Consider the following 19,102-nt stretch of genomic DNA (forward strand, 5'->3'; position numbering starts at 1 on the left):
CCCTCGGCCGCCCGTCAGCCGGCCGCCCGGAGCGGGGGCTCCCCCTCGTCCTCCTCGCCCGGTACCAGCGGGACCTGAGGGCCGGAGCACTCCCGCAGCCAGCGGCGCAGCACCCGGTGCACCTGCTCGGCGCCGACCAGCTCCTCCCCCGGCGCGACCGGTGCGGACAGTCCGGCCGGCCACAGCAGGAAGGGCCGGGACTGCTCGCCGCCCAGGCCGCCGTGCGAGCCGATCTGCTCCTCGAAGGCGTGGACGCGGCCCGTGGCGCCGTCGTACATCGAGTTGACCATGATGTCGGCCACGTGCGGGAAGGTGTCCGTGCGCCGCACCGCGTCCGCCGCGCCGGGGCCGAACGGGGCCAGCGGCCCCTCGCCGTCCACCAGCTCCGCCACCGGGACCTCGGTGCCGCCGCGCCCCAGCACCACCGATCCGTGGCGCTCGCTGCGGACCAGCAGGAAGCCGATGCCCGGATGGTTGGCCAGGGTGCCGAGGAGGGCCGGGCGGCCGCGGTCGAGCTGTTCGCGCGAGGCGCGCCCCCGGATGTCGGGGAAGGAGATCAGGCCGAGGTTCCCGGAGGCGAGGACCACGGGGTCGGACGGCTTGGCGAAAGGTTCCGCCACCCCTTCGTCGACCGGCCGGTGCAGGGCGATCCTTACCGCGTCGCGTGCCTCGGACGCGCTGGGGGTGCGCTGGGCCCGGCGGGGCACCGGCAGCCCGCAGCCCGCCCGCACCAGCTCCTTGAGGCTCAGCCCGTACGCCCCCTCGAAGGTCTCCCCGGGGCTCTGCCCGTGGTCGGAGAGGAGCACGATCCGGTAGGTGCGCGGGGTGTGCTCGGCGACCTTGGCGATCAGCGCGAGCGAGCGGTCCAGCCGGGCGAGCACCTTCTCCGCGTCGCGGCTGTGCGGCCCGGAGTGGTGCGCGACCTCGTCGTAGGCGACCAGGTCGGCGTAGACGGCGGTGCGTCCGGCGAACATGTCCCCGATGACGGCGGAGACGACCACGTCGCGTTCGACCACGGTGGCGAAGGCCCGGATGAAGGGGTACAGGCCGCCGCGCTTGACCCGGGGGCCCTCCTTCCGTATCCGGGCCCGGGTCGACTGGCCGATCTCCCGGCCGACCTCGGCGGCGAAGGAGAGCGCGGTGCGTACGGCGTTGGCCGGGTCGGAGAAGTACGCGAAATACCCGGCCCGGGAGCGGCGGCCCTTGCCGAACCGGGCCGCCATGGACAGGACGAGGGCCAGCTGGTCGGCGCCGCCGCTGAAGAGGTTGCCCCGGCTGGCCCCGTCCAGGGTGAGCAGCCCGCCGTCACGGGTGCGCTCGACGGCCCGGCGCTGGAGCTCCAGGGCGCTGGCGGGGCGGCTGGAGACCATGACGTCGCCGGTCTCCTTCTCGTACCAGCGGAAGGCGGGGACGTCGTGGTTGCTGCCGTGCAGGATGCCGAGCTGGCTGGCGCCGGTCTGGCTGGACCAGTCGGTGCGCCACGGGGTGAGCCGGTGGCCCTGGTCCTTGTCGGCCAGCCAGCGGGCGACGGTCGGCATCAGCCCCGTGTCGGCGGCGTGGGCGAGCGTGTCGTGGCCGACCCCGTCGAGCTGGAGGAAGACCGTGCCGGGCGGGCCGCTGCGCCCGCCGTCCGCGCCGCTGCGCCGGCGGCGCCGGTCGGCCAGCCGGGAGAGCCTGCGCCGGTAGGCGTTGTCGTCGCGGACGGCGAGCGCGGTGGAGGTGGCGGAGGCGACGGCGGACATCACGGCGGCGACGACGACCGCGGTCTCCGGGTTGGCGGCGCCGCGCCCGTCCGGGATGAGGCGCAGGGCGAGCAGCAGCAGCGAGCCGTTGAGGAAGAAGACGAGCAGGCCGAGGACGAGCGCGGGCACGATGAGCAGGGCCCGTACCAGGACCGGCCAGACCAGGGCGGAGAGCAGGCCGAAGGCCCCGGCGCCCCAGGCCGCGGTGAACGCGGTCTTGGTGATGCTGTCGCCGTCGGCCGACTGGAGGTGGAAATCGGGCAGGATCCCGGCGAGAACCAGCATCGTGAGCGTCGAGGCCGCCCACACCAGGACCACGCGCATCAGGGCGCTGCCGGCCGTCCGCCATCGCCCGTCGACCACGCCGCTCCACCTCTTGTCCGGACCCCTCCGTTCCGGGCCCTGGGCCCCCAGCTTTTCACAGCGGGTCCGCGGGGTGCCGGGCACGGCGGCCGGTGGTCCGGTCAGCAGCCGTCGTAGCCGGCCGTCGGCATGGAGAGTCTGCGGTGCACGTTCGCCTTGGTGCGGGGGGTGTAGCGGGGCTCGTCCAGCCCCGCGATCTCCAGTCCCACCCCGCGCCGCTCGCACTCGGCGGCGAACTCCGGCACCGAGGAGAGCGCGCGGGCGAGGACGCGGTCGCTGGCGGCCACGAAGAGCTCCACCTCACCGCTCTCCACGTCGGCCCATAAGGCGTGGTGGTCCGGGCGCAGCCCGTACAGGCGGAGCTGGCGGGTGACGACGTACCCCTTGTCCGCGGCCCAGCGGGCGCACATGTCGTGCTGGCCGCGGGTGTCCACGAGGAACGGATCGTCGTCGAGCTCCTCCAGCGGCGTGAGGCTGGCGATGGCCGCCACCCGTACGTCCGTCCTGTCCCCCATGGCCGTCCCCCCTGCTGAGCCCTGTCGGCGACCCTACCGTTCGCACGGCGGCGCAAGAAGGCGCGTGCCGGGACCACGGGGAGGTGCGGGGCGCAGTCCGGGAACGCCTCTGTGCGCCCCCACCCGGTTCGTTAGGCTCGACAGCAGGACGCGGCGGGATGGGCCCGGGAGCGAGGAGGCGGCACGTGCCGGTGGAAGTCACCTGGTGGGGTCATGCCACCTGCACCATCGAGGACTCCGGGGTGCGGGTGCTGACCGATCCGCTGTTCGCGCGGCGCTTCGCCCATCTGCGCCGCCGCCGCGGTGAGCTGCCGGGTCCGGAGGCGGCGGTGGCCGATGCCGTGCTCGTCTCGCATCTGCACTCCGACCATCTGCACCTGCCGTCGATGGCCCGGCTCGCCCCGGGCAGCCGGCTGGTGGTGCCGCGCGGCGCGGTGCGCGCGGTGCCGGGGCTGCGGTCGCTGGGTGCGGCGCTGGAGCTGCGGATCACCGAGGTGGTCCCGGGCGACACGGTCCGGCTCGGCGAGGTGCGGGTGCGGGTGGTTCCGGCGCTGCACGACGGGCGGCGGCTGCCGATGGGCCGGCACCGCTCCCCGGCGCTCGGTTTCGTGGTCGAGGGCGAGGCGCGGACGTACTTCGCGGGCGACACCGGGCTCTTCGACGGGATGGCGGACGCGGTCGGGCCGGTGGACGTGGCGCTGCTGCCGGTGGGCGGCTGGGGTCCCTACCTGGGCCACGGCCATCTGGACGCGGGCCGGGCGGCACAGGCGCTGGCCCTGCTGTCGCCCCGGTCGGCGGTGCCGGTGCACTACGGCACGTACTGGCCGATCGGGCTGGACGGGGTCCGGCCGCACGAGTTCCACGCGCCGGGTGACGAGTTCGTCCGGAAGTCGGCGCTGCTGGTTCCGGAGGTGGCGGTGCACCGGCTGGCGCACGGCGAGCGGATACGGCCGGAGACCGCCGGGTGATCGCGCAGGTCGTGGGGCAGTTGCCCCCGGAGTCGACGCAGCAGGCGGTCGGCTATCCGTCGCTGTTCCTGCTGGTGTCGCTGGGTGCGCTGGTGCCGGTGGTGCCCACGGGGGCGCTGGTGAGTTCGGCCGGGGTGGTGGCGCTGCACCAGTCGTCGCCGTTCTCCCTGCTGATCGTCTTCCTGGTGGCATCGGCGGCGGCGTTCGTCGGTGATCTGTGCCTGTACTGGCTCGGTCAGCGCGGGGTGCGGTCGCGGAACGGGTCCCGCTGGCTGAACACGATCCGGGACCGGGCCGCCCCGGAGCGGCTCGCCCAGGCGCAGCGGAAGCTGGACGAGCACGGTGCGATGGTGCTGGTGCTGTCCCGGCTGGTGCCGGCGGGCCGGATACCGGTGATGCTGGCGTGCCTGCTGGGCCGGATGCCGCTGCGCAGGTTCGCCCGTGGCGATGTGCCGGCGTGTCTGGCGTGGGCGGCGACGTACCAGTTGATCGGGATCCTGGGCGGTTCGCTTTTCCCCGAGCCGTGGCAGGGCGTGGTAGCGGCGGTCGGGCTGACGCTGCTGGTCAGCGGCGGTCCGGCGGTGTGGCGGCGGACGCGGGCCCGGTTCGGCCACTGACCGGCGACGGCTCCGGGCCGAGGATCCGCGAGGCGCCGACCGGCAGGTCCCAGAGCAGTTCCCGGGGGTGGCCGGCCCGTTCCCAGGCGGTACGGAGCCGGGTCAGCGGTTCGAGCACGGGCTCCGCGGAGAGCAGGAAGGTGGCCCAGTGCATCGGCGCCATCGCCCGGGCGCCCAGGTCCCGGTAGGCCAGTACGGCCTCCTCGGGGTCCAGGTGCACGTCGCCGAGCCACCAGCGCGGCTCGTACGCCCCGATCGGCAGGAGGGTCAGGTCGATCCCGGGGTGGCGGCGGCCGATCTCGGTGAACCAGTGCCCGTATCCGGTGTCCCCGGCGAAGTGGACGCGACGGCCGCCGGGGGCGCCGATGATCCAGCCGCCCCAGAGCGAGCGGCAGGTGTCGGTGAGGGTGCGCCGGGACCAGTGGTGGGCCGGTACGAAGTCGAAGCGGACGCCGCCGAGTTCGACCGCCTCCCACCAGTCGAGTTCGGTGACGTGGGTGAAGCGGCGCCTGCGGCACCAGCGGCCGAGCCCGGCGGGGACGAGGAGCGGCGTGTCCCGGGGCAGTCGGCGCAGGGTGGGGGCGTCGAGGTGGTCGTAGTGGTTGTGACTGATGACGACGGCGTCCACCGGCGGCAGGTCCTCCCAGCGGACGCCGACCGGGGTGATCCTGGCGGGCGTGCCGAGGATGCGCCGGGACCAGACGGGGTCGGTGAGGACGGTCAGCCCGCCGGTGCGGACGATCCAGCCGGCGTGCCCGGCCCAGGTGACGCAGGTGCCGCCGGCGGAGACGGCCGGGAGCGGTGCGGGGGCGTACGGGAGGTGCGGGATGCCGCGCAGTCCCTCGGCGTCGGGCCGCAGGGCGCGCTCGCGGAGCAGCCGGGACATGGCCATGACCCCAGGGAGGGGTGCGGTGAGCCGGTCGGCGAAGCTCCTGGGCCAGTGTCGGATCTCGCCGGGCGGGCGCGGGGCGGTGCGCGGGAGCGTGGTCGCGGCGCGGGGGCGCCGGGTCCGTTCCGTCATCGGTCGACTCCCGTCTCGCGGTTCCTCGCCCGGAACCGCCCGGCGGATGGTCAGCGCAGTTCGGCCAGGGCCGTCCCGAAAATGCTCAGCGCTTCGGCCACGTGCGGCAATTCGAGGGGCGCCACAGCGGTGAGCGACTCCCGTTGCCGTTCCGGCGTCGTCCCGAGCAGCGGGCCGGTGCCCAGCCGTACGCGCAGCGCCCCCAGTTCGTCGCCGAACCGGTGCCCGCCCGGGGTCGGGGTGGAGAGCCGTTCGGTCAGGTACTCCTCCAGTTCCAGCGAGTCCGTGACGCCGCGTTCGGCCAGCCGGGCCCGGAGCGGGCCGAGGTCGGCGTAGAGGTGACGGCCCGCCTGCGGGGGTCTGGCCAGCGCGCCGGAGGCCAGGACCGCGCGGTGGGCGGCGGCGGCGACCCGGGCCTGGAGCGCGGCGGCCCGGCGGACCCGATCGGTCACGGCGTCCGGTTCGCGCAGCGCGTGGGCGGCGGCCCGGGCGACCGGTCCGGCGACGTGCGCGCCGAGCGCGGTGAGGATGTCGAGCGTACGGGCGTGGCGCAGCGCGGCCCGTGCGGTGCCCGGGAAGCGGGCGACCGCGACCGGCCAGGCGGCGGGGGTCAGGGCACCCGCCAGGTCGCAGAGGACGGTGACGTCGTCGGGGAACATCTCGGCCGGGCTGAGCAGGACGGTGTCGCGCGGCCGGTGCAGGGTGTCGCGCCAGGTCTCGTCGCTGATGACGTGCATCCCCTCCGCGATCGCCGCCTCGCACGCCTCGCTCACCAGCTCGGGCGGGGCGACGGTGGCGGTCGGGTCGTCGACGACGGAGACCAGCAGCAGCCGGGGCCTGCCGCCCTCGGCACGCACCCTGCGCACGGTCTCCAGGAGCGCGTACGGGTCCGGCACGCCGCCGCACTCGGCGGGGGTCGGCACCTGGTAGGCGGGCCTGCCGAGCAGCCGGGCCTGCGGGATCCAGCTCGCGGGGCAGGGGCGCGGTACGAGCACGTCGCCGCCGTGCGCGGCGATCAGCGCGAGCAGCAGCGGCGAGGCGCCCGGGGCGGCGGCGACATGCTCCGGACCGCCGTGCAGTCCGCGCCGCCGCCAGTAGGCGGTCGCGGCCTCGCGCAGGGGCGCGCCGCCGCCGGTCGGTTCGGGCGCGCCGGAGTCGGCCGCCGAGGCGAGCACCGCGGCCAGTTCGGGCAGGACGGGCAGGCCGGGGTCCGGGGCGGGCGGCCCGTAGCGGACCGGGCCCCGGTCCTCGCGCACGGAGCGGTCGTCGGTCGGCCGCCGCGCCATCCGGTCCTCCTTCGCCGCCGCGCCGTCACATCAGGCCCTTCGCACATCAGGCCCTTTATACGAGGGATCGGGCGGGCGCGCCCGGTGGCGTCAGCCCGCGAAGGCCGCCTGGGGCAGTCCGCGTCCCGCGTCGGGCAGCACCAGCAGCGCGCCGGAGAGCGGGTGCGGTGCGGTGAGCCCGGTGCGGGCGGTCGAGATGTAGAGGTCGCGCAGGGCGGCGCCGCCGAAGGCGCAGGCGGTCGGGCGGCGCACCGGCAGCGGGACGACCCGGTCCAGGGCGCCGTCGGGCGTGTACCGGCGCACCGCGGCGCCGTCCCAGAGCGCGACCCAGACGGCACCCTCGGCATCGACGGTCAGCCCGTCCGGGAAGCCCGCGCCCTCCTCGACGGTGGCGAACGGGCGGCGTCGCACGGCGTGCGGGCCGTCGACGTCGAAGACGTCGATCCGGCGCGTGGGGGTGTCGATGAAGTACATCAGCCGCCCGTCGGGGCTCCAGCCGATGCCGTTGCCGCAGGACACGGCGGGCAGTACCTCGCTCACCGTGCCGTCGGCCGCGAACCGGGCGAGGTTTCCGCCGCCCTCGGCCCCGTCGTACCGCATGGTGCCCGCCCAGAGCGATCCGTCCGGGGCGACCGCCGCGTCGTTGCCCCGCCGGCCCGGCACCGGGTCGCGGACCAGCCAGCGGAAGGCCCCGTCGGGGTCGTACAGGCCGATGCCGTCGCGCAGATGGACCACGAGCCCGCCGCCCGCGCGGGGTTTGGCCGCGCCGACGTGCTGTTCGGTGGCGAGCACCGTACGGCGGTGGTCGACCGGATCGTAGGTGTGGACGCGCGCGGAGAGGATGTCGACCCAGATCAGCCGGCCGGTGGCGGCGTCCCAGGTCGGGCCCTCGCCGAGCTCGGCCCGTTCGGGCACGGCCACGTCCAGGTGTGGTGCGTTCACTTCTGCCTCTCGTGCGGTGCGGGGGCGGCCGGAGCGCCGAACCCAGCGTAGTCAGCCGCCTTCTGACCCGGCAACGGGCGGTTGTCCACATAACAAGACGCACATCTCATCATGCGACACGTCGGCGTACGGTGGGCGCACCGGTCGGCGTTCCGCCGTCCGTGCCCCGGCCGTCGCACGCCGGGGCGCGCCCGCCCACATTCCGGAAGGACGTACGGCCATGCCCGAGGAGACCGCCGTCTACACCCACGGCCACCACGAGTCGGTGCTGCGCTCGCACCGCTGGCGCACCGCCGCGAACTCGGCGGCCTATCTGATCGACCGGCTCGCCCCCGGCCTCTCCGTCCTGGACGTCGGCTGCGGCCCCGGCACCATCACCGCGGACCTGGCCGCCCTGGTCGCCCCGGGCCGGGTGACCGCCGTCGACACCTCGGCCGAGGTGCTCTCCGGGGCGGCCGCGGTGGCGGCCGAACGCGGCCTGGAGAACGTGGAGTTCGCGACCGCCGACGTCCACGACCTGGACTTCCCCGACGACTCCTTCGACGTCGTCCACGCCCATCAGGTGCTCCAGCACGTGGGCGACCCGGTGCGGGCGCTGCGCGAGATGCGGCGTGTGTGCCGCCCCGGCGGCATCGTCGCGGCCCGCGACAGCGACTACGCGGCGATGAGCTGGTACCCCGAGGTGCCCGGCCTGGACGACTGGCTCGCCCTGTACCGCCGGGTCGCCCGGGGCAACGGCGGCGAGCCGGACGCGGGCCGCCGGCTGCTCTCCTGGGCCCGGCAGGCCGGTTTCACCGACATCACCCCGTCCGCCGGGAGCTGGTGCTTCGCCACCCCGGAGAGCCGGGCCTGGTGGAGCGGGCTGTGGGCGGACCGCACGGTCGGCTCGGCGTACGCGGAACGGGCCGTCTCCGGCGGCTTCGCGAGCGCCGGGGAACTGGCGGCGGTCGCCGACGCGTGGCGCGCCTGGGGCACCCGGGAGGACGCCTGGTTCATGGTCCCGCACGGCGAGGTGCTCTGCCGGGCCTGAGCGGGCCGGAACCGGTTCCACCGCATGACACCGGCAACTACCCTGGGCCGCATGGACATTCAGGGAACCACGCTCCGGATCTGCGTCGACGACCTGGAGGCCGCCACGGCCTTCTACCAGGAGCTCACCGGCAGTCCCGCGCTCCGCTTCGAGCGCGGCGGGGTGTCGGTCGCCGCGATCGGCTGCTTCCTGCTGATGAGCGGCCCGGAGTCGGAGCTGGAGATCCTCCGCAAGGTGACGGCGACGATCGCGGTGAAGGACGTCGACGAGGCGTACGCCGACCTCACCCGGGTCGGCGCCCGCATCCTCGCCGGGCCGGTGCCGACGCCGGTGGGCCGCAACCTGATCGCCGTCCACCCGGACGGCTCGGTCTTCGAGTACGCCGACCGCAACCAGGCGCCCGACGAGGCCCGCTGAGCCCGGCGGGAGCGGCGGAACCCCCGCCCCGGGCCGGTCCGGCCGGCCCGGGGGTTCCGCGCTCAGCCGCTCGGGCGCATCCGGAAGTCGTACGCGTCCGGCAGCGGCTCGTCGGTGATCCGGGCCCACACCTCGCCCAGGATCTCCGCGCCCTCGCGCAGGTCGGCGACCTCGAAGCCCGCGTCGAAGACGGCCCGGGCGGCACCCCGGTCGCCCTCGGCGAGCAGCAGCCGGGCCTCCAGCAGCCGGAATCGGCCACGCCCTCGGACCTCCGGGGGCAGCGCGTCCCACACGGTCCGGGCCGCGGCCGGGCGCCCGGCCGCCAGCAGCGCCTCCATCGCCTCCCGGCCCAGCGCCGCCGCGACCGCCGTCCACTCCTCGCCGCCGTCGCGCCGCGCGCCCAGGTCGTCGAACGCCTCGGCCAGCAGGTCCGCCGCCCGCTCCCCCTGCCGCCCGTCCCCGGCGGCGACGGCCAGGCACCGCAGCAGCGGCCAGCGGGACGGGGCCGCCGTCAGCCCGCGCTCCCAGCTCCGCACCGCCTGGGCGCGGTCCCCGGCGTGCCACTGGGCGATGCCCAGGTGGTATTCGGTCAGCGGGTCGGCCGGGGCCGTCTCCAGCATGTCGCGCCAGTGCGGGGAGACCAGGGAGGGCCCGGGCGGGACCGGGCGGTCCGGCTCCGCGAAGGCGCCCCGGTCCAGCAACTCCAGCCAGGGGCGCTGCTGTTCGCCGAGGGTGGACTCGGCGAACGGGGTGCCGGGCAGCTCGTACCCGCCGCGCCGGACCTCCAACGCGCCCCAGCCGGAACCGGTGGCGAGCGTCTCGCCGGGGGCGGTGTCGGCGCAGCGCCGCCAGGCGGCGTACGCGGCGTCGACATCGGCGCGCGGCAGCGCCTTCGCGAGCCGTCCCTCGGCCTCGGCACGGGCCGCGGCCCAGTCCTCGCCGTGCACGGTGTCCGGGTCCGCGGAGAGCGGACCGTACGACTCCAGCCAGCTGAACTCGCCGCCCGGCTCCAGCGGTACGTGCTCCAGCTGGGTGCGGGCGAGCCCGGCCTGGATCTCGGCGTAGCCGACGGTGCCGGGCTCGGTGAGCCACTCCTGCCAGCGGCGGCCGCCCGCCCCGCCGCCCCAGACGAACAGCTTCCGGCCGCGCAGCAGGTCGGTCGAGGTCTGGACGAGCCCGTGGCCGTGCTCGTCCAGCGAGGCTATCCAGCGGCGGGCGCCGTCGGGGACCTCGTAGAAGTAGTCGGCGGGGAAGTCGCCACGCAGCGGGTACGTGCGGTCCACGGAGCCGGAGACCGGGACCGGCACCCGGGTCAGGGACCGTTCGTACCCGAAGTGCCACGCCTCGTCGGCGGGGGCCAGGACGCGGGTGCGGTCCCCTTCGGGGACGGCGATGTTGGACCACCAGTACACCGGTGCGGTGTGCTCGTGCGGATTGCGGACGCGGACACCGACGTGCAGGAAGTCGGAGTCCTCCGGGAGCCACAGGTCGACCTGGAACGGCAGGTCGCGCAGGCGCTCCCACTCCCAGAGGCGGACCATCTCGCCGCCGTCCGGCGCGGGGACGCGGGCCGCGTGCACGGGGGCGCAGGAGAGGGTGGTGTGGCCCGTGGCGCCGATGTTCCACTCGATGCCGCCGGAGAACCAGGCGCCGTTGAGCGCGAAGTCGGCGGGCTGGAGGACCGGGTTGGTGTAGAGCAGTTCCCGGCCGGTGGGTTTGTGGTGGAGGGAGTGGATCCGGCCGCCGAGGCCGGGCAGCACGGTGGCGCGCAGCCGGTCGTTCTCGATGACGATCGTGTCGATCGCGGTGGGGGTGCGCTCGCGGCCGTAGCCGTCGAGGACGCGCACCGGCAGCACGGTGGTCAGGGGCTGGTAGCCGATCTGGCGTGCCATGTCGCGCGGCAGCGCGGCCCGTTCGCGTTCGTCGATGGTGTGCGTCTCGTCGAGCGGCCGCAGCGCGGGCAGCGGATTCTCCGGGCCCAGCGGTGCGGCGGGCAGGGTCAGTACGGCACGTCGTACGGTCGTGGCCAAGGCAACCTCGTTCCCTCACGCGGGCCGCCGCGGGTCCGGGCGCCCGATGACCATGGAACACGCTCGGCAATTCCCTGACCAGGGGCGCCGCTGTCAGACTTCGGCAAAGGCGGCCGCCGCCTGGGGCGCCCGGAAATTCGGATGCGCCGCGCCCGTACCGCCGTACCCTGGCCCCGACCCCGCCCGCGCCGCGAGCGGCGCGGCACACGCACCGGAACGCGGAGTGGAAGACGATGAGCACGCAGCACACCTACCGAGTAATCGTGCGCGGCACCTGGGACGGGCTGACGGACACGGCGCGCGCCCGGCTGCTCGCCGAGGTGGACGACCACGGGCTGAGCGCGATGCGGTTCACCGAGGAGGGCACGCTCGCCTACGACCGGGTGCTCAAGCACTTCAGCTTCCGCTACGTGGTCGTCTCCGACGCCGAGGACGGCGAGGAGATGGCGGGCGCCATCGCCGAGGACCGCGCGGAGACGTACCTGGACGGGCAGGGGTACGGCCACGGCCCGCTGCGCTCCACGGTGACGGACATGGACACCATGAAGGTCAACCACAAGGGGAGGCGGGCGCCGGGGGCGGCGTGACAAGACCCCGGCGTGGCAGCTCACGGAGGAGCCCGGCCCGGGAGCTGCTCCATGTCGGTTATGCGGGCGCGGAGTCCTGTGCCGTGGCCAAGCGACAACCGGAGCCGCGAGGAGCGTCATGCTCGGCTCCCGGTTATGGCTTTGACGTTGCGGGCCAGGTGCTCCGGCTTGCTGGTTCCCGGGATGACGGCGATGTTCGGGGCGCGGGCGAGGAGCCAGCACAGCGGGCCGGTCGCGTCCCCGTCCAGGAGTGCGGCTCCCGCGTCGAGCGGCCGGTAGGCGACGTAGGGGATCTCCGCGTGGATGCACGCCTCCAGGACCGCGTCGTAGCGGGCGTGGATGTTCAGTACGTTCTGAACCGCGGCGACGGGGATCTGCTTGCGGGCCAGTGTGAAGTCGTCGTGCGTGACCTTGGAGAGGCCGATGTGCCCGATCTTCCCTTCGTCGCGCAGTTCCGCGAGGGTTCCGAGCTGGGCTGCGAGGGGGACGGCGGGGTCGATGCGGTGCAGGTAGCACAGATCGAGCCGTTCGACGGCGAGGCGGCGCAGGCTCGCTTCGACGCAGGCGCGGAGGTAGACAGGGTGGCCGTGCGGCACCCACACGTCTGGTGCCGGTCTCGCGAAGCCGACCTTGGTCGCGATGAGGAGGTTGCCCGGGTAGGGGTGGAGAGCGTCCTTGATCAGGTGCTCGACGGTGTGGGGGCCGTAGGCGTCGGCGGTGTCGAGGTGGGTGATGCCGAAGGCGTCGACCGCGCTGCGCAGCATGCCGATGGCCCGGTCGCGGTTGTCGGGGTCGCCCCAGGTGCCGGGGCCGGTGAGGCGCATGGTGCCGAAGCCGAGGCGGGAGACGGTCTTTCCGGCGATGTCGACGGTGCCGCCGGGTGGCTGGGTGGTCATACCGGCGTCTCCGTGAGGCAGAGTTCGACTGCTCGGTCGATGGCGTGCTGCCGGCTGGTTTCGTCGCTGGTGACTCGCAGGTGCGGCAGGTTCTCCTCGCGGAGCAGGGCGTGGGTGTGGTGGTCGACCAGGTGCCGGTACCGGGGGTCGTAGTCGTGCTTGCGCCGGACGGGGAGGTGGGGGTCGAGGACGGTGCTGAGGAGGAGGTCGTACTGGGGGTTCGCGGCGGCGAGCTGGTGCAGGGCTTCGCGTTCGGTGCGGTGGGTGCTCCGGCCGCTCCATTCCTGGGCGGCGCGGAAGTAGCCGATCGCGTCCCAGCAGGCCCGGTCGGCGAGGACGACCTGTACAGGGGTGTCCCCGACCGGGCGTGCGGCGGCGGCGACTTCGTCCGCGATCCCGGTGGCGATGACCCACCGGGTGGAGTCCGCGGTGTGGTGCATCATCTTGGGCAGCGGGACGAGCGCCGCGCGCCGGCCGAGCTGGCCGGTGCGCGCGACGGTGATGTCCCGGGCGAACAGTTCCCTCTCGATCCGGCGCAACAGCAGGGTTTTACCGGTGGAGTGGGTACCCATCACGCCGATGCGGATGGGGCGGTGAGTGGTTACCACAGAGTGGACTCCTGTTCGGGTTCGGGTGCGCCGGGGAGGCCGGGCGGTACGGCGACGGCCACAAGCTGGTCCCAGGTCTCGTAGTGGTCGGCCATGGTGATGAGGAGTTGCGCGGTCGCGTAGGCGTCGTACGTGGCACGGTGGCGCTGGGCGGGGGCCTGGCTCAGGTCGGGGGCGGTGTGCTCGATCAGGGCGTCCAAGCCGTACTTCGGCAGGTCGGGATAGGTGGCCTTGGCCAGCCGGAGGGTGTCGATGACCCCGGCCGGCCTCCACTGCGGGAGGTGTGCGGTCAGGGCCCCATAGTCGACGTGCGCGTGGTGGGCGGCGATCCACGCCGTGCCGAGGAGGGCGTGGACCGCGTCTTTGGTCTCCTCCCAGCCCGGCTTGTCGGCCAGGACCTGGTTGGTCAGGCCGTGCACCCGTACCGCGAACGGTGTCACCGGGCGGGCGGGCCTGATCAGCCAGGCACCCGCCGTGCTGGTGTCGGGATGTCCGTCGCGTACCGGGAGCGCGGCGATCTCGACGAGGTCGGGCGGGTTGGTGCCGTTGCCCTCGACGTCGACGACGAGGAGCGGGGGCCAGGAGGAGAAGTTCATGGGGTCGGTGTTCCGTTCTCCGCCGTCCAGCCGATGTCGGCGCGGCCGTGCTGGCGGTGGTGGTGGGGCTTGGCTCGGTCGTGGCACTGGTAGCCGAAGCCGTGCTGGAGGTAGTAGCGCGGCGGTTCGTCCAACCCCTCAACGACGATGGCCCGGTCATTGACTTCGATCTCGCCGGTCGCGCCGAGCCCGCGCGCCTCCCGCGTCACCGCCGCGAGATCCGGACGGACCCACGCGGCCTCGCACCTCTCGATCTGCTCGGGCGGGCACATGTCGCACAGTTCGCGGATGCCGTAGTGCCCGTTGTAGTCGGCTTCTCCGTGCGCGTAGGCGACACCGCACGAGGTCTTGCGGAACAGCGGCCCCCAGGAGGTGTCCTCCTCGAAGGCGGCCAGTAACCGGCGCTCGGCGGCCTTGGGCATGATCTTGCGCCGGGCGGTGTCCTCGTACGGCATCTCCAGGCCGTGCGCCTCGTAATACGCGGCGATCTCCTTGCGGAAAAACAACCCGGTGAAGACGGTCGCGTGAGCGTGCTGGGACAACTCCTTGGCACGGGCGATGTGTTGGCCGGTGTCGTTGAGGCCGGGCACGATGGGCCGCCAGTACAGGACCGTACGGTACCGCTCGGCGTGCATGTGAAGGGTGCGCAGGGACGCGGCGGCGATGTTGCTGTCCACCGGTTCGATCGCCGGGTTGTCGATGCCGGAGTGGGTGACCAGGACGGTCAGCCGCAGATGGGTGAAGCTGTTCAGGACGGCGCAGTCCACAGGATCAACGCGCCAGCGGGTGATGATCAGGACGTGGTTGGTCAGCCCCTGGTCGTCGAGCTGACGCAGCACGTGGAAGAGATGTGGCTTGACGACGGGGAGCATCGGGTCGGTGGCCCGGTTCAGCAGCTGGATCGGGGTCCGGTGCGGGCGGAAGTACGGGTGGCCTACGAGGCGGCGGACGGCTTCCTCGTCGCTCATCAGGCGGCGGGGGACCTTCATCTCGAAGTTGTCGAAGAGATGGCGCACGCAGTAGCCGCAGTCGAGCGGGCACCCGACGATCCAGTTCAGCGAGAGTCCCGACTTCCGGTACTCGATGACGTCGGCGAGTTCTTGCTTGAGGCCGCCGATCTGGTCGGGGGTGAGGATCGGCAGGGCGCGCCGGGCACCGGTGATGGGCATGCTCATCAGGGTCTCCAGGTGGGAGTCAGGCTTCGACGGACGTGCTCTGTACAGGAAGGACCGGAGCAAGGAGGTCACGGCGGCCGGCGCCGAACCAGGTGCCGAAGTCACGACGGGCGGCGGCTTCGTCGTCGCTGGTGTGGACGAGGTTGCGCACGAGCCGGCTCTCCGCGAGCGCGGCGCGGAGGCTGTCGTCGCCGAGGTCGCCGCGGATCGTGCCCGGCGCGGCCTCGGTGGGGTCGAAGTGGCCCAGCACGGCCCGCAGCCGGGCCTGAATGCCCGAGGCACCGTGGGCGAGCGCGACGACCACGGTCCGCCCCGCGTACTCCGCGTCCAGGCACGCGGGGATGTCCCGGCCGGGGAACCAGTCGCGGTCCACCAGGACGTCCCAGTAGTGGACGTGGGCCTGCCACGCCCCCGCGACGATCTGCTCACGGTGCACGATCGTGGCGCCCGTCGCGGCAATCCGCTCCAGGACAGCGTCGACCAGACCGCGCTCCACCGCGTCCGGCTTGCACAGCACGACGGACCAACGGCCGAAGTCGACCCCGTCGACCACCGCCCCGGGCGGCGGCTTGCCGTTCACCACGGGCCTCTGCCGGAACGGGGCTCCCCCAGGCCAGCGCATGAATCCGTGCCGAGCCCACTCGCGTTGGGCAGGTCAGCCCACGCAGATCTGCTGTGCGGATAGAGCGCCAGGGACATGATGTGCCTCCCAAATGAGAAAGAAGCGCGGGATAGGATCGCTGACTCTCGCGTCTCACGACGCGGTTCCGGAGCACCACGTGGACCCTTCGGATACCGTGTGATCAGCTCGTACGGACGATGAAAGCGGCTCGAGCGCCTGCTCGGGAGCCTCTGGATGGAGCCCCACGAGCTGGCTCCGCAGGCCCCGTCGGGATGCGGCCTTCCCGATGGCATCAATCCACAGGGCAACCCGAAATTGGCAGTGGGGGAAGCATGGGGCAGCGACCGAATGAGCTGACTCCCGGTGCTGGCCCGTGGCACCGGTGGGGTTACGAACTTCGCCAGTTCCGTGAGGCCCGCCGCATGTCACAACAGGTCCTCGCCCGGAAGGCGCTGATCGACCGCTCTCATCTCGGGCGCTTCGAACGCGCCGAACGTCCCGTCCCACGGGAGGCAGCCGTCGTCCTCGACAGAGTGCTCGACACCGCAGGCGCATTGGTGCGTCACTGGGACGAGGCAGAGTGCCAGGCTCCCCAGAACGGATCGGTTCTCCTGTCCAGAGGTGAGACAACTGCCCATGGGGCCAATGAACTGGGCCATGGGGCCAGCAACAGGACACCTCTGGCCGTGTACGTGCCCAGTCGGCCAAGCTCACTGGATGACGAGGCGAACTTGGTCGTCGTCCCCGCTCGAATCCTCGGAAGGATCCACTTCGTGCCCATGCCCCGCCGTGCCGTTCTCGCCTCCGGGATCGCTGGCCTGGCGGCATCGGCCCTCACAGCCCCAACAGTGGCAACCATCGCCGAACTCGCGGACATGGGCTCGCCCATCGAATACTTCGCACTGCTCCGCCGGACGTTGATCCAGACCGACAACCTCATCGGCCCCCGCCACGTGCTGCCCGCGTTACAGCAACATCTCGCCCACCTCGTTGCCAGACGCCGGGCAGCACGGGGCGCCGACGCCGTGAGGCTTCGCGGGCTGGAAACCCGCTACGAAGAGCTGGCAGGTTGGTTCGCCCAGGACATCGGCGACACACGTACCGCCCACGGCCACACGGCGAAAGCACTCGACGCCTCCCACGTCGCAGGCGATACGAACCTCACCGCGTACGTACTCGCCCGCAAGGCTCAGCTCGCGGTCGACACCGGGCATCCCACCGATGCCCTCGGGCTCGCCTCCGCCGCCCGACGCACGGCCCGGCCCGGCAGTCGGCTCGAAGTAATCGCCGTCCTGCACGCAGCACACGCACATGCCGTGCTCGGCGAAGGAGACGAAGCACACAGGGCGTACGACACCGCACTCCTGATGCTCGGCCGATCGGATAGCGATGGTGTGTGGGGCTCATGGCTCGACACGGCCTACATCAACACTGCCAGAGCCCGTTCGCTCGCCGCGCTCGGCGACTACGAACGGGCCGCAGCGGGCTTCGACGCCGCTCTCACGGTGCTTCCTTCCACATACCGGCGGGACCGTGGCGTCTATCTCGCCCGCGCCGCCCGTTCCCACGCGGGTACCGGCAACGTGACACTGGCCGCACGAATCGGCCGGCAGGCTGTGGGAATCGCTGCCGAAACCGGTTCCGCACGGATCTTCGTTCAGCTCGACCGGCTCGACCAGGCATTGGCCCCGGCAGTCGGTGAGGACGACGTAGCCGAATTCCGGTCCGCGCTCGACCGTATCGTTCTGCATCCAGCCTGACCCGACCCGTGCGCACCTTCTGGAGATCTGGAGATAGCGTGTCCCGCCCCTACGTCCTGCTGTCCGCTGCCGTATCGATTGACGGCCACCTCGACACTCGTCCGGGCGACGCACGGCTGCTGCTGTCCAACCAGGACGACTTCGACCGGGTCGACTCCGTACGAGCCGACGTCGACGCCATCCTCGTCGGCGCTGGAACACTCCGCGCCGACAACCCCCGCCTCCTCGTCAACTCTGCCGAGCGCAGGGCGTCCCGGGTCGCCGCCGGCAAGCCGGAGTACCCGTTGAAGGTCACCCTCACGGGAACGGGCGATCTCGACCCGGACTGGAAGTTCTGGCACCACGGCGGCGACAAGCTCGTCCTGGCCGTCGGGGATGAGGCCGCCACGAAGGCCCGAGCCAACCTCGGCAACCTGGCCACCGTACGGAGCATCCCTGCCGAGGCCGTCTGGCCGACCTCACTCGGCCTCCTCGGTGAGGTGTACGACGTCGAGCGGCTCATGATCGAAGGCGGCGGCACCATCCACACACAACTCCTTGAGGCAGGACTCGCCGACGAGCTGCAACTCGTCGTCGCCCCACTGCTGGTCGGCCAGCCGGACGCGGTACGCATGTTCGGCCCGGCCGGATACCCCGGTGGTCCGACCGCGCGACTCAGGCTCCTCGAAGTCCGTCGGATCAACGACGTGGTACTCCTGAGGTACGCGCCCAAGGACACATCGACGGAGCCCCGATGAGCACGCCCTTTCAAGCCGGTCCACCCGGCACCGGCCGTACAGCCGAGGCGACGGACCGGGCCTGGCTTGCCCTCGCCTGCGAGCTGGCCACCTGCTGCCCACCCTCGGTCACCGCATTCAGTGTGGGGGCCGTCATCGTCGCCGCCGACGGAACCGAGCTCGCCCGCGGCTACTCCCGCGAGAACGACCCGCACGACCACGCCGAAGAAGGCGCCCTCGCCAAACTCCCCGCCACCGACCCCCGCCTCGCCACCGCCACGATCTACAGCTCCCTCGAACCCTGCGCCAAGCGGGCATCCCGCCCCCGCCCCTGCGCCCAGCTCATCAAGGAATCCGGCATCCACCGCGTCGTCACCGCCTGGAGCGAACCCGACACCTTCGTCACCGATGCCGAAGGCACCGAGATCCTCGAAGAAGCCGACGTCATGGTCGTCGCCCTGCCGGAATACGCGGACGCCGCGCAAGCCCCCAACCGGCACCTGCTCTGAGTAACGGGTCAGCCCATGATCGCCCGTTGGCGCCGGACATGGATCACCGCGGAGGCCGACGCGGGGCGCCGTGACGCCCCCGTGTCAGCCGAGCGGGTAGCCGACGATGCTGTGGGTGGCGGCCGGGCTGTCCTCGGTCGTGTAGTAGTGGCTGACCCGGCCGTCGAAGCGGGCGCTGTCCCCGGCGTGGAGGTCGTAGGGCACCTCGTCGACGACGAGGGTGACCCGGCCCGAGACGACCATGACGTACTCCACGGATCCCGTGCCGTGCGAGCTGATCTGGCTCTGGGCGTGCGGGTGGAGGCGGGAGCGGTAGACCTCGAAGCGGCTGTGGCCGTGTGCGGCGAAGAGGAGGTTGACGGCGCTCTCGCCGTCGGGCTCGTCGATCTCGCCGGCCCGCAGGATCTCCGGTTCGCGCAGCGATCCGCGCAGCAGGTCGGCGGGGTCGGTGCGCAGGACGGCGGCTATGCGGGTGACGACGTCCAGCGTCGGGTTGGCCTCGCCGCGTTCGATCTGGGAGAGCAGCCCCTTGCTGATCCCGGTCTCGGCGGACATCTCGCGCAGGCTCCAGCCCCGGGCGAGACGGCGGCGGTTGAGGTTGACCGACAGCGCGGTGCGGACCACGTCGCCGGTGGCCGGGCGGTTCGTCGCCGGGGTGCGGGCGGGTGCGGCGGCGGGTGGCGGGCCTTGGGGCACGGGCAT

The 19,102-nt window shown here is 73.1% G+C and carries 18 protein-coding genes and 1 pseudogene; 7 read left to right on the forward strand and 12 right to left on the reverse strand.

Features of this window, described 5'->3' with window-relative positions:
• Window positions 1-14: 14 nt before the first annotated feature.
• Together ACWC97_RS02980 and ACWC97_RS02985 are read right to left on the reverse strand one after the other, a co-directional pair.
• Window positions 15-2,066 (reverse strand): alkaline phosphatase family protein, encoded by a 2,052-nt coding sequence (locus ACWC97_RS02980; protein ID WP_450647463.1) that lies wholly within the window; start codon window positions 2,064-2,066, stop codon window positions 15-17.
• 140 nt (window positions 2,067-2,206) lie between these two features.
• Complete coding sequence (locus ACWC97_RS02985) at window positions 2,207-2,620, reverse strand: serine integrase family protein (protein WP_352280686.1); 414 nt, start codon at window positions 2,618-2,620, stop codon at window positions 2,207-2,209.
• 185 nt (window positions 2,621-2,805) lie between these two features.
• Here ACWC97_RS02985 and ACWC97_RS02990 point away from each other — a divergent pair, with 185 nt between their 5' ends.
• Entirely contained in the window at window positions 2,806-3,588 is a 783-nt protein-coding gene (locus ACWC97_RS02990; protein WP_450647062.1) for an MBL fold metallo-hydrolase, read from the forward strand.
• Window positions 3,585-4,205, forward strand: a complete 621-nt coding sequence (locus ACWC97_RS02995) for a DedA family protein (RefSeq protein ID WP_352280682.1) — start codon at window positions 3,585-3,587, stop codon at window positions 4,203-4,205. Before ACWC97_RS02990 ends, ACWC97_RS02995 begins: the two co-directional genes overlap by 4 nt.
• Here ACWC97_RS02995 and ACWC97_RS03000 read toward each other — a convergent pair.
• From ACWC97_RS03000 to ACWC97_RS03010, 3 genes are all read right to left on the reverse strand, one after another.
• Window positions 4,153-5,226, reverse strand: a complete 1,074-nt coding sequence (locus ACWC97_RS03000; RefSeq protein ID WP_450647064.1) for an MBL fold metallo-hydrolase — start codon at window positions 5,224-5,226, stop codon at window positions 4,153-4,155. The two genes, ACWC97_RS02995 and ACWC97_RS03000, sit on opposite strands and share 53 nt — an antisense overlap.
• Before the next feature lie 50 nt (window positions 5,227-5,276).
• Window positions 5,277-6,512, reverse strand: a complete 1,236-nt coding sequence (locus ACWC97_RS03005; RefSeq protein ID WP_450647066.1) for an aminotransferase class I/II-fold pyridoxal phosphate-dependent enzyme — start codon at window positions 6,510-6,512, stop codon at window positions 5,277-5,279.
• 90 nt (window positions 6,513-6,602) lie between these two features.
• Window positions 6,603-7,454 (reverse strand): SMP-30/gluconolactonase/LRE family protein, encoded by an 852-nt coding sequence (locus ACWC97_RS03010; protein ID WP_450647068.1) that lies wholly within the window; start codon window positions 7,452-7,454, stop codon window positions 6,603-6,605.
• A 220-nt stretch (window positions 7,455-7,674) separates the two neighbouring features.
• Here ACWC97_RS03010 and ACWC97_RS03015 point away from each other — a divergent pair, with 220 nt between their 5' ends.
• The gene (locus ACWC97_RS03015; RefSeq protein WP_450647070.1) at window positions 7,675-8,484 is read left to right on the forward strand and encodes a class I SAM-dependent methyltransferase; all 810 of its coding nucleotides are present in this window, start codon (window positions 7,675-7,677) and stop codon (window positions 8,482-8,484) included.
• A gap of 51 nt (window positions 8,485-8,535) precedes the next feature.
• Complete coding sequence (locus tag ACWC97_RS03020) at window positions 8,536-8,901, forward strand: VOC family protein (protein WP_352280673.1); 366 nt, start codon at window positions 8,536-8,538, stop codon at window positions 8,899-8,901.
• A gap of 62 nt (window positions 8,902-8,963) precedes the next feature.
• Here the strand turns inward: ACWC97_RS03020 and ACWC97_RS03025 are convergent, their stop codons facing one another.
• Window positions 8,964-10,931 (reverse strand): DUF5107 domain-containing protein, encoded by a 1,968-nt coding sequence (locus ACWC97_RS03025; protein WP_450647072.1) that lies wholly within the window; start codon window positions 10,929-10,931, stop codon window positions 8,964-8,966.
• Window positions 10,932-11,164: 233 nt separating this feature from the next.
• Here ACWC97_RS03025 and ACWC97_RS03030 point away from each other — a divergent pair, with 233 nt between their 5' ends.
• Window positions 11,165-11,518 (forward strand): DUF6204 family protein, encoded by a 354-nt coding sequence (locus ACWC97_RS03030; RefSeq protein WP_352280669.1) that lies wholly within the window; start codon window positions 11,165-11,167, stop codon window positions 11,516-11,518.
• Between the two features lie 116 nt (window positions 11,519-11,634).
• On the opposite strand, the gene ACWC97_RS03035 is transcribed toward ACWC97_RS03030, so the two are convergent.
• Genes ACWC97_RS03035 through ACWC97_RS03055 form a run of 5 tightly spaced genes read right to left on the reverse strand, consistent with a single transcriptional unit; the run spans window position 11,635 to window position 15,373 of the window.
• On the reverse strand, window positions 11,635-12,414 hold the full coding sequence (locus ACWC97_RS03035) for an aldo/keto reductase (protein WP_450647074.1): 780 nt from the start codon (window positions 12,412-12,414) through the stop codon (window positions 11,635-11,637).
• Window positions 12,411-13,022: an AAA family ATPase gene (locus tag ACWC97_RS03040; protein WP_450647076.1), complete on the reverse strand. Its 612-nt coding sequence runs from the start codon at window positions 13,020-13,022 to the stop codon at window positions 12,411-12,413. Before ACWC97_RS03040 ends, ACWC97_RS03035 begins: the two co-directional genes overlap by 4 nt.
• Window positions 13,016-13,618 (reverse strand): 3'-5' exonuclease, encoded by a 603-nt coding sequence (locus ACWC97_RS03045; RefSeq protein ID WP_450647078.1) that lies wholly within the window; start codon window positions 13,616-13,618, stop codon window positions 13,016-13,018. Before ACWC97_RS03045 ends, ACWC97_RS03040 begins: the two co-directional genes overlap by 7 nt.
• Entirely contained in the window at window positions 13,615-14,793 is a 1,179-nt protein-coding gene (locus ACWC97_RS03050) for a radical SAM protein (RefSeq protein WP_450647080.1), read from the reverse strand. Before ACWC97_RS03050 ends, ACWC97_RS03045 begins: the two co-directional genes overlap by 4 nt.
• Before the next feature lie 19 nt (window positions 14,794-14,812).
• Entirely contained in the window at window positions 14,813-15,373 is a 561-nt protein-coding gene (locus tag ACWC97_RS03055; protein ID WP_450647081.1) for a nucleoside-diphosphate kinase, read from the reverse strand.
• 374 nt (window positions 15,374-15,747) lie between these two features.
• Here ACWC97_RS03055 and ACWC97_RS03060 point away from each other — a divergent pair, with 374 nt between their 5' ends.
• Both ACWC97_RS03060 and ACWC97_RS03065 read left to right on the forward strand, forming a co-directional pair.
• On the forward strand, window positions 15,748-17,175 hold the full coding sequence (locus tag ACWC97_RS03060; protein WP_450647083.1) for a helix-turn-helix domain-containing protein: 1,428 nt from the start codon (window positions 15,748-15,750) through the stop codon (window positions 17,173-17,175).
• 38 nt (window positions 17,176-17,213) lie between these two features.
• Window positions 17,214-18,400, forward strand: a pseudogene (locus ACWC97_RS03065) (dihydrofolate reductase family protein).
• A gap of 84 nt (window positions 18,401-18,484) precedes the next feature.
• Here the strand turns inward: ACWC97_RS03065 and ACWC97_RS03070 are convergent.
• Window positions 18,485-19,102: a helix-turn-helix domain-containing protein gene (locus ACWC97_RS03070; RefSeq protein ID WP_352280665.1), complete on the reverse strand. Its 618-nt coding sequence runs from the start codon at window positions 19,100-19,102 to the stop codon at window positions 18,485-18,487.

It is taken from the genome of Streptomyces sp. NPDC001108 (genome assembly GCF_053598535.1).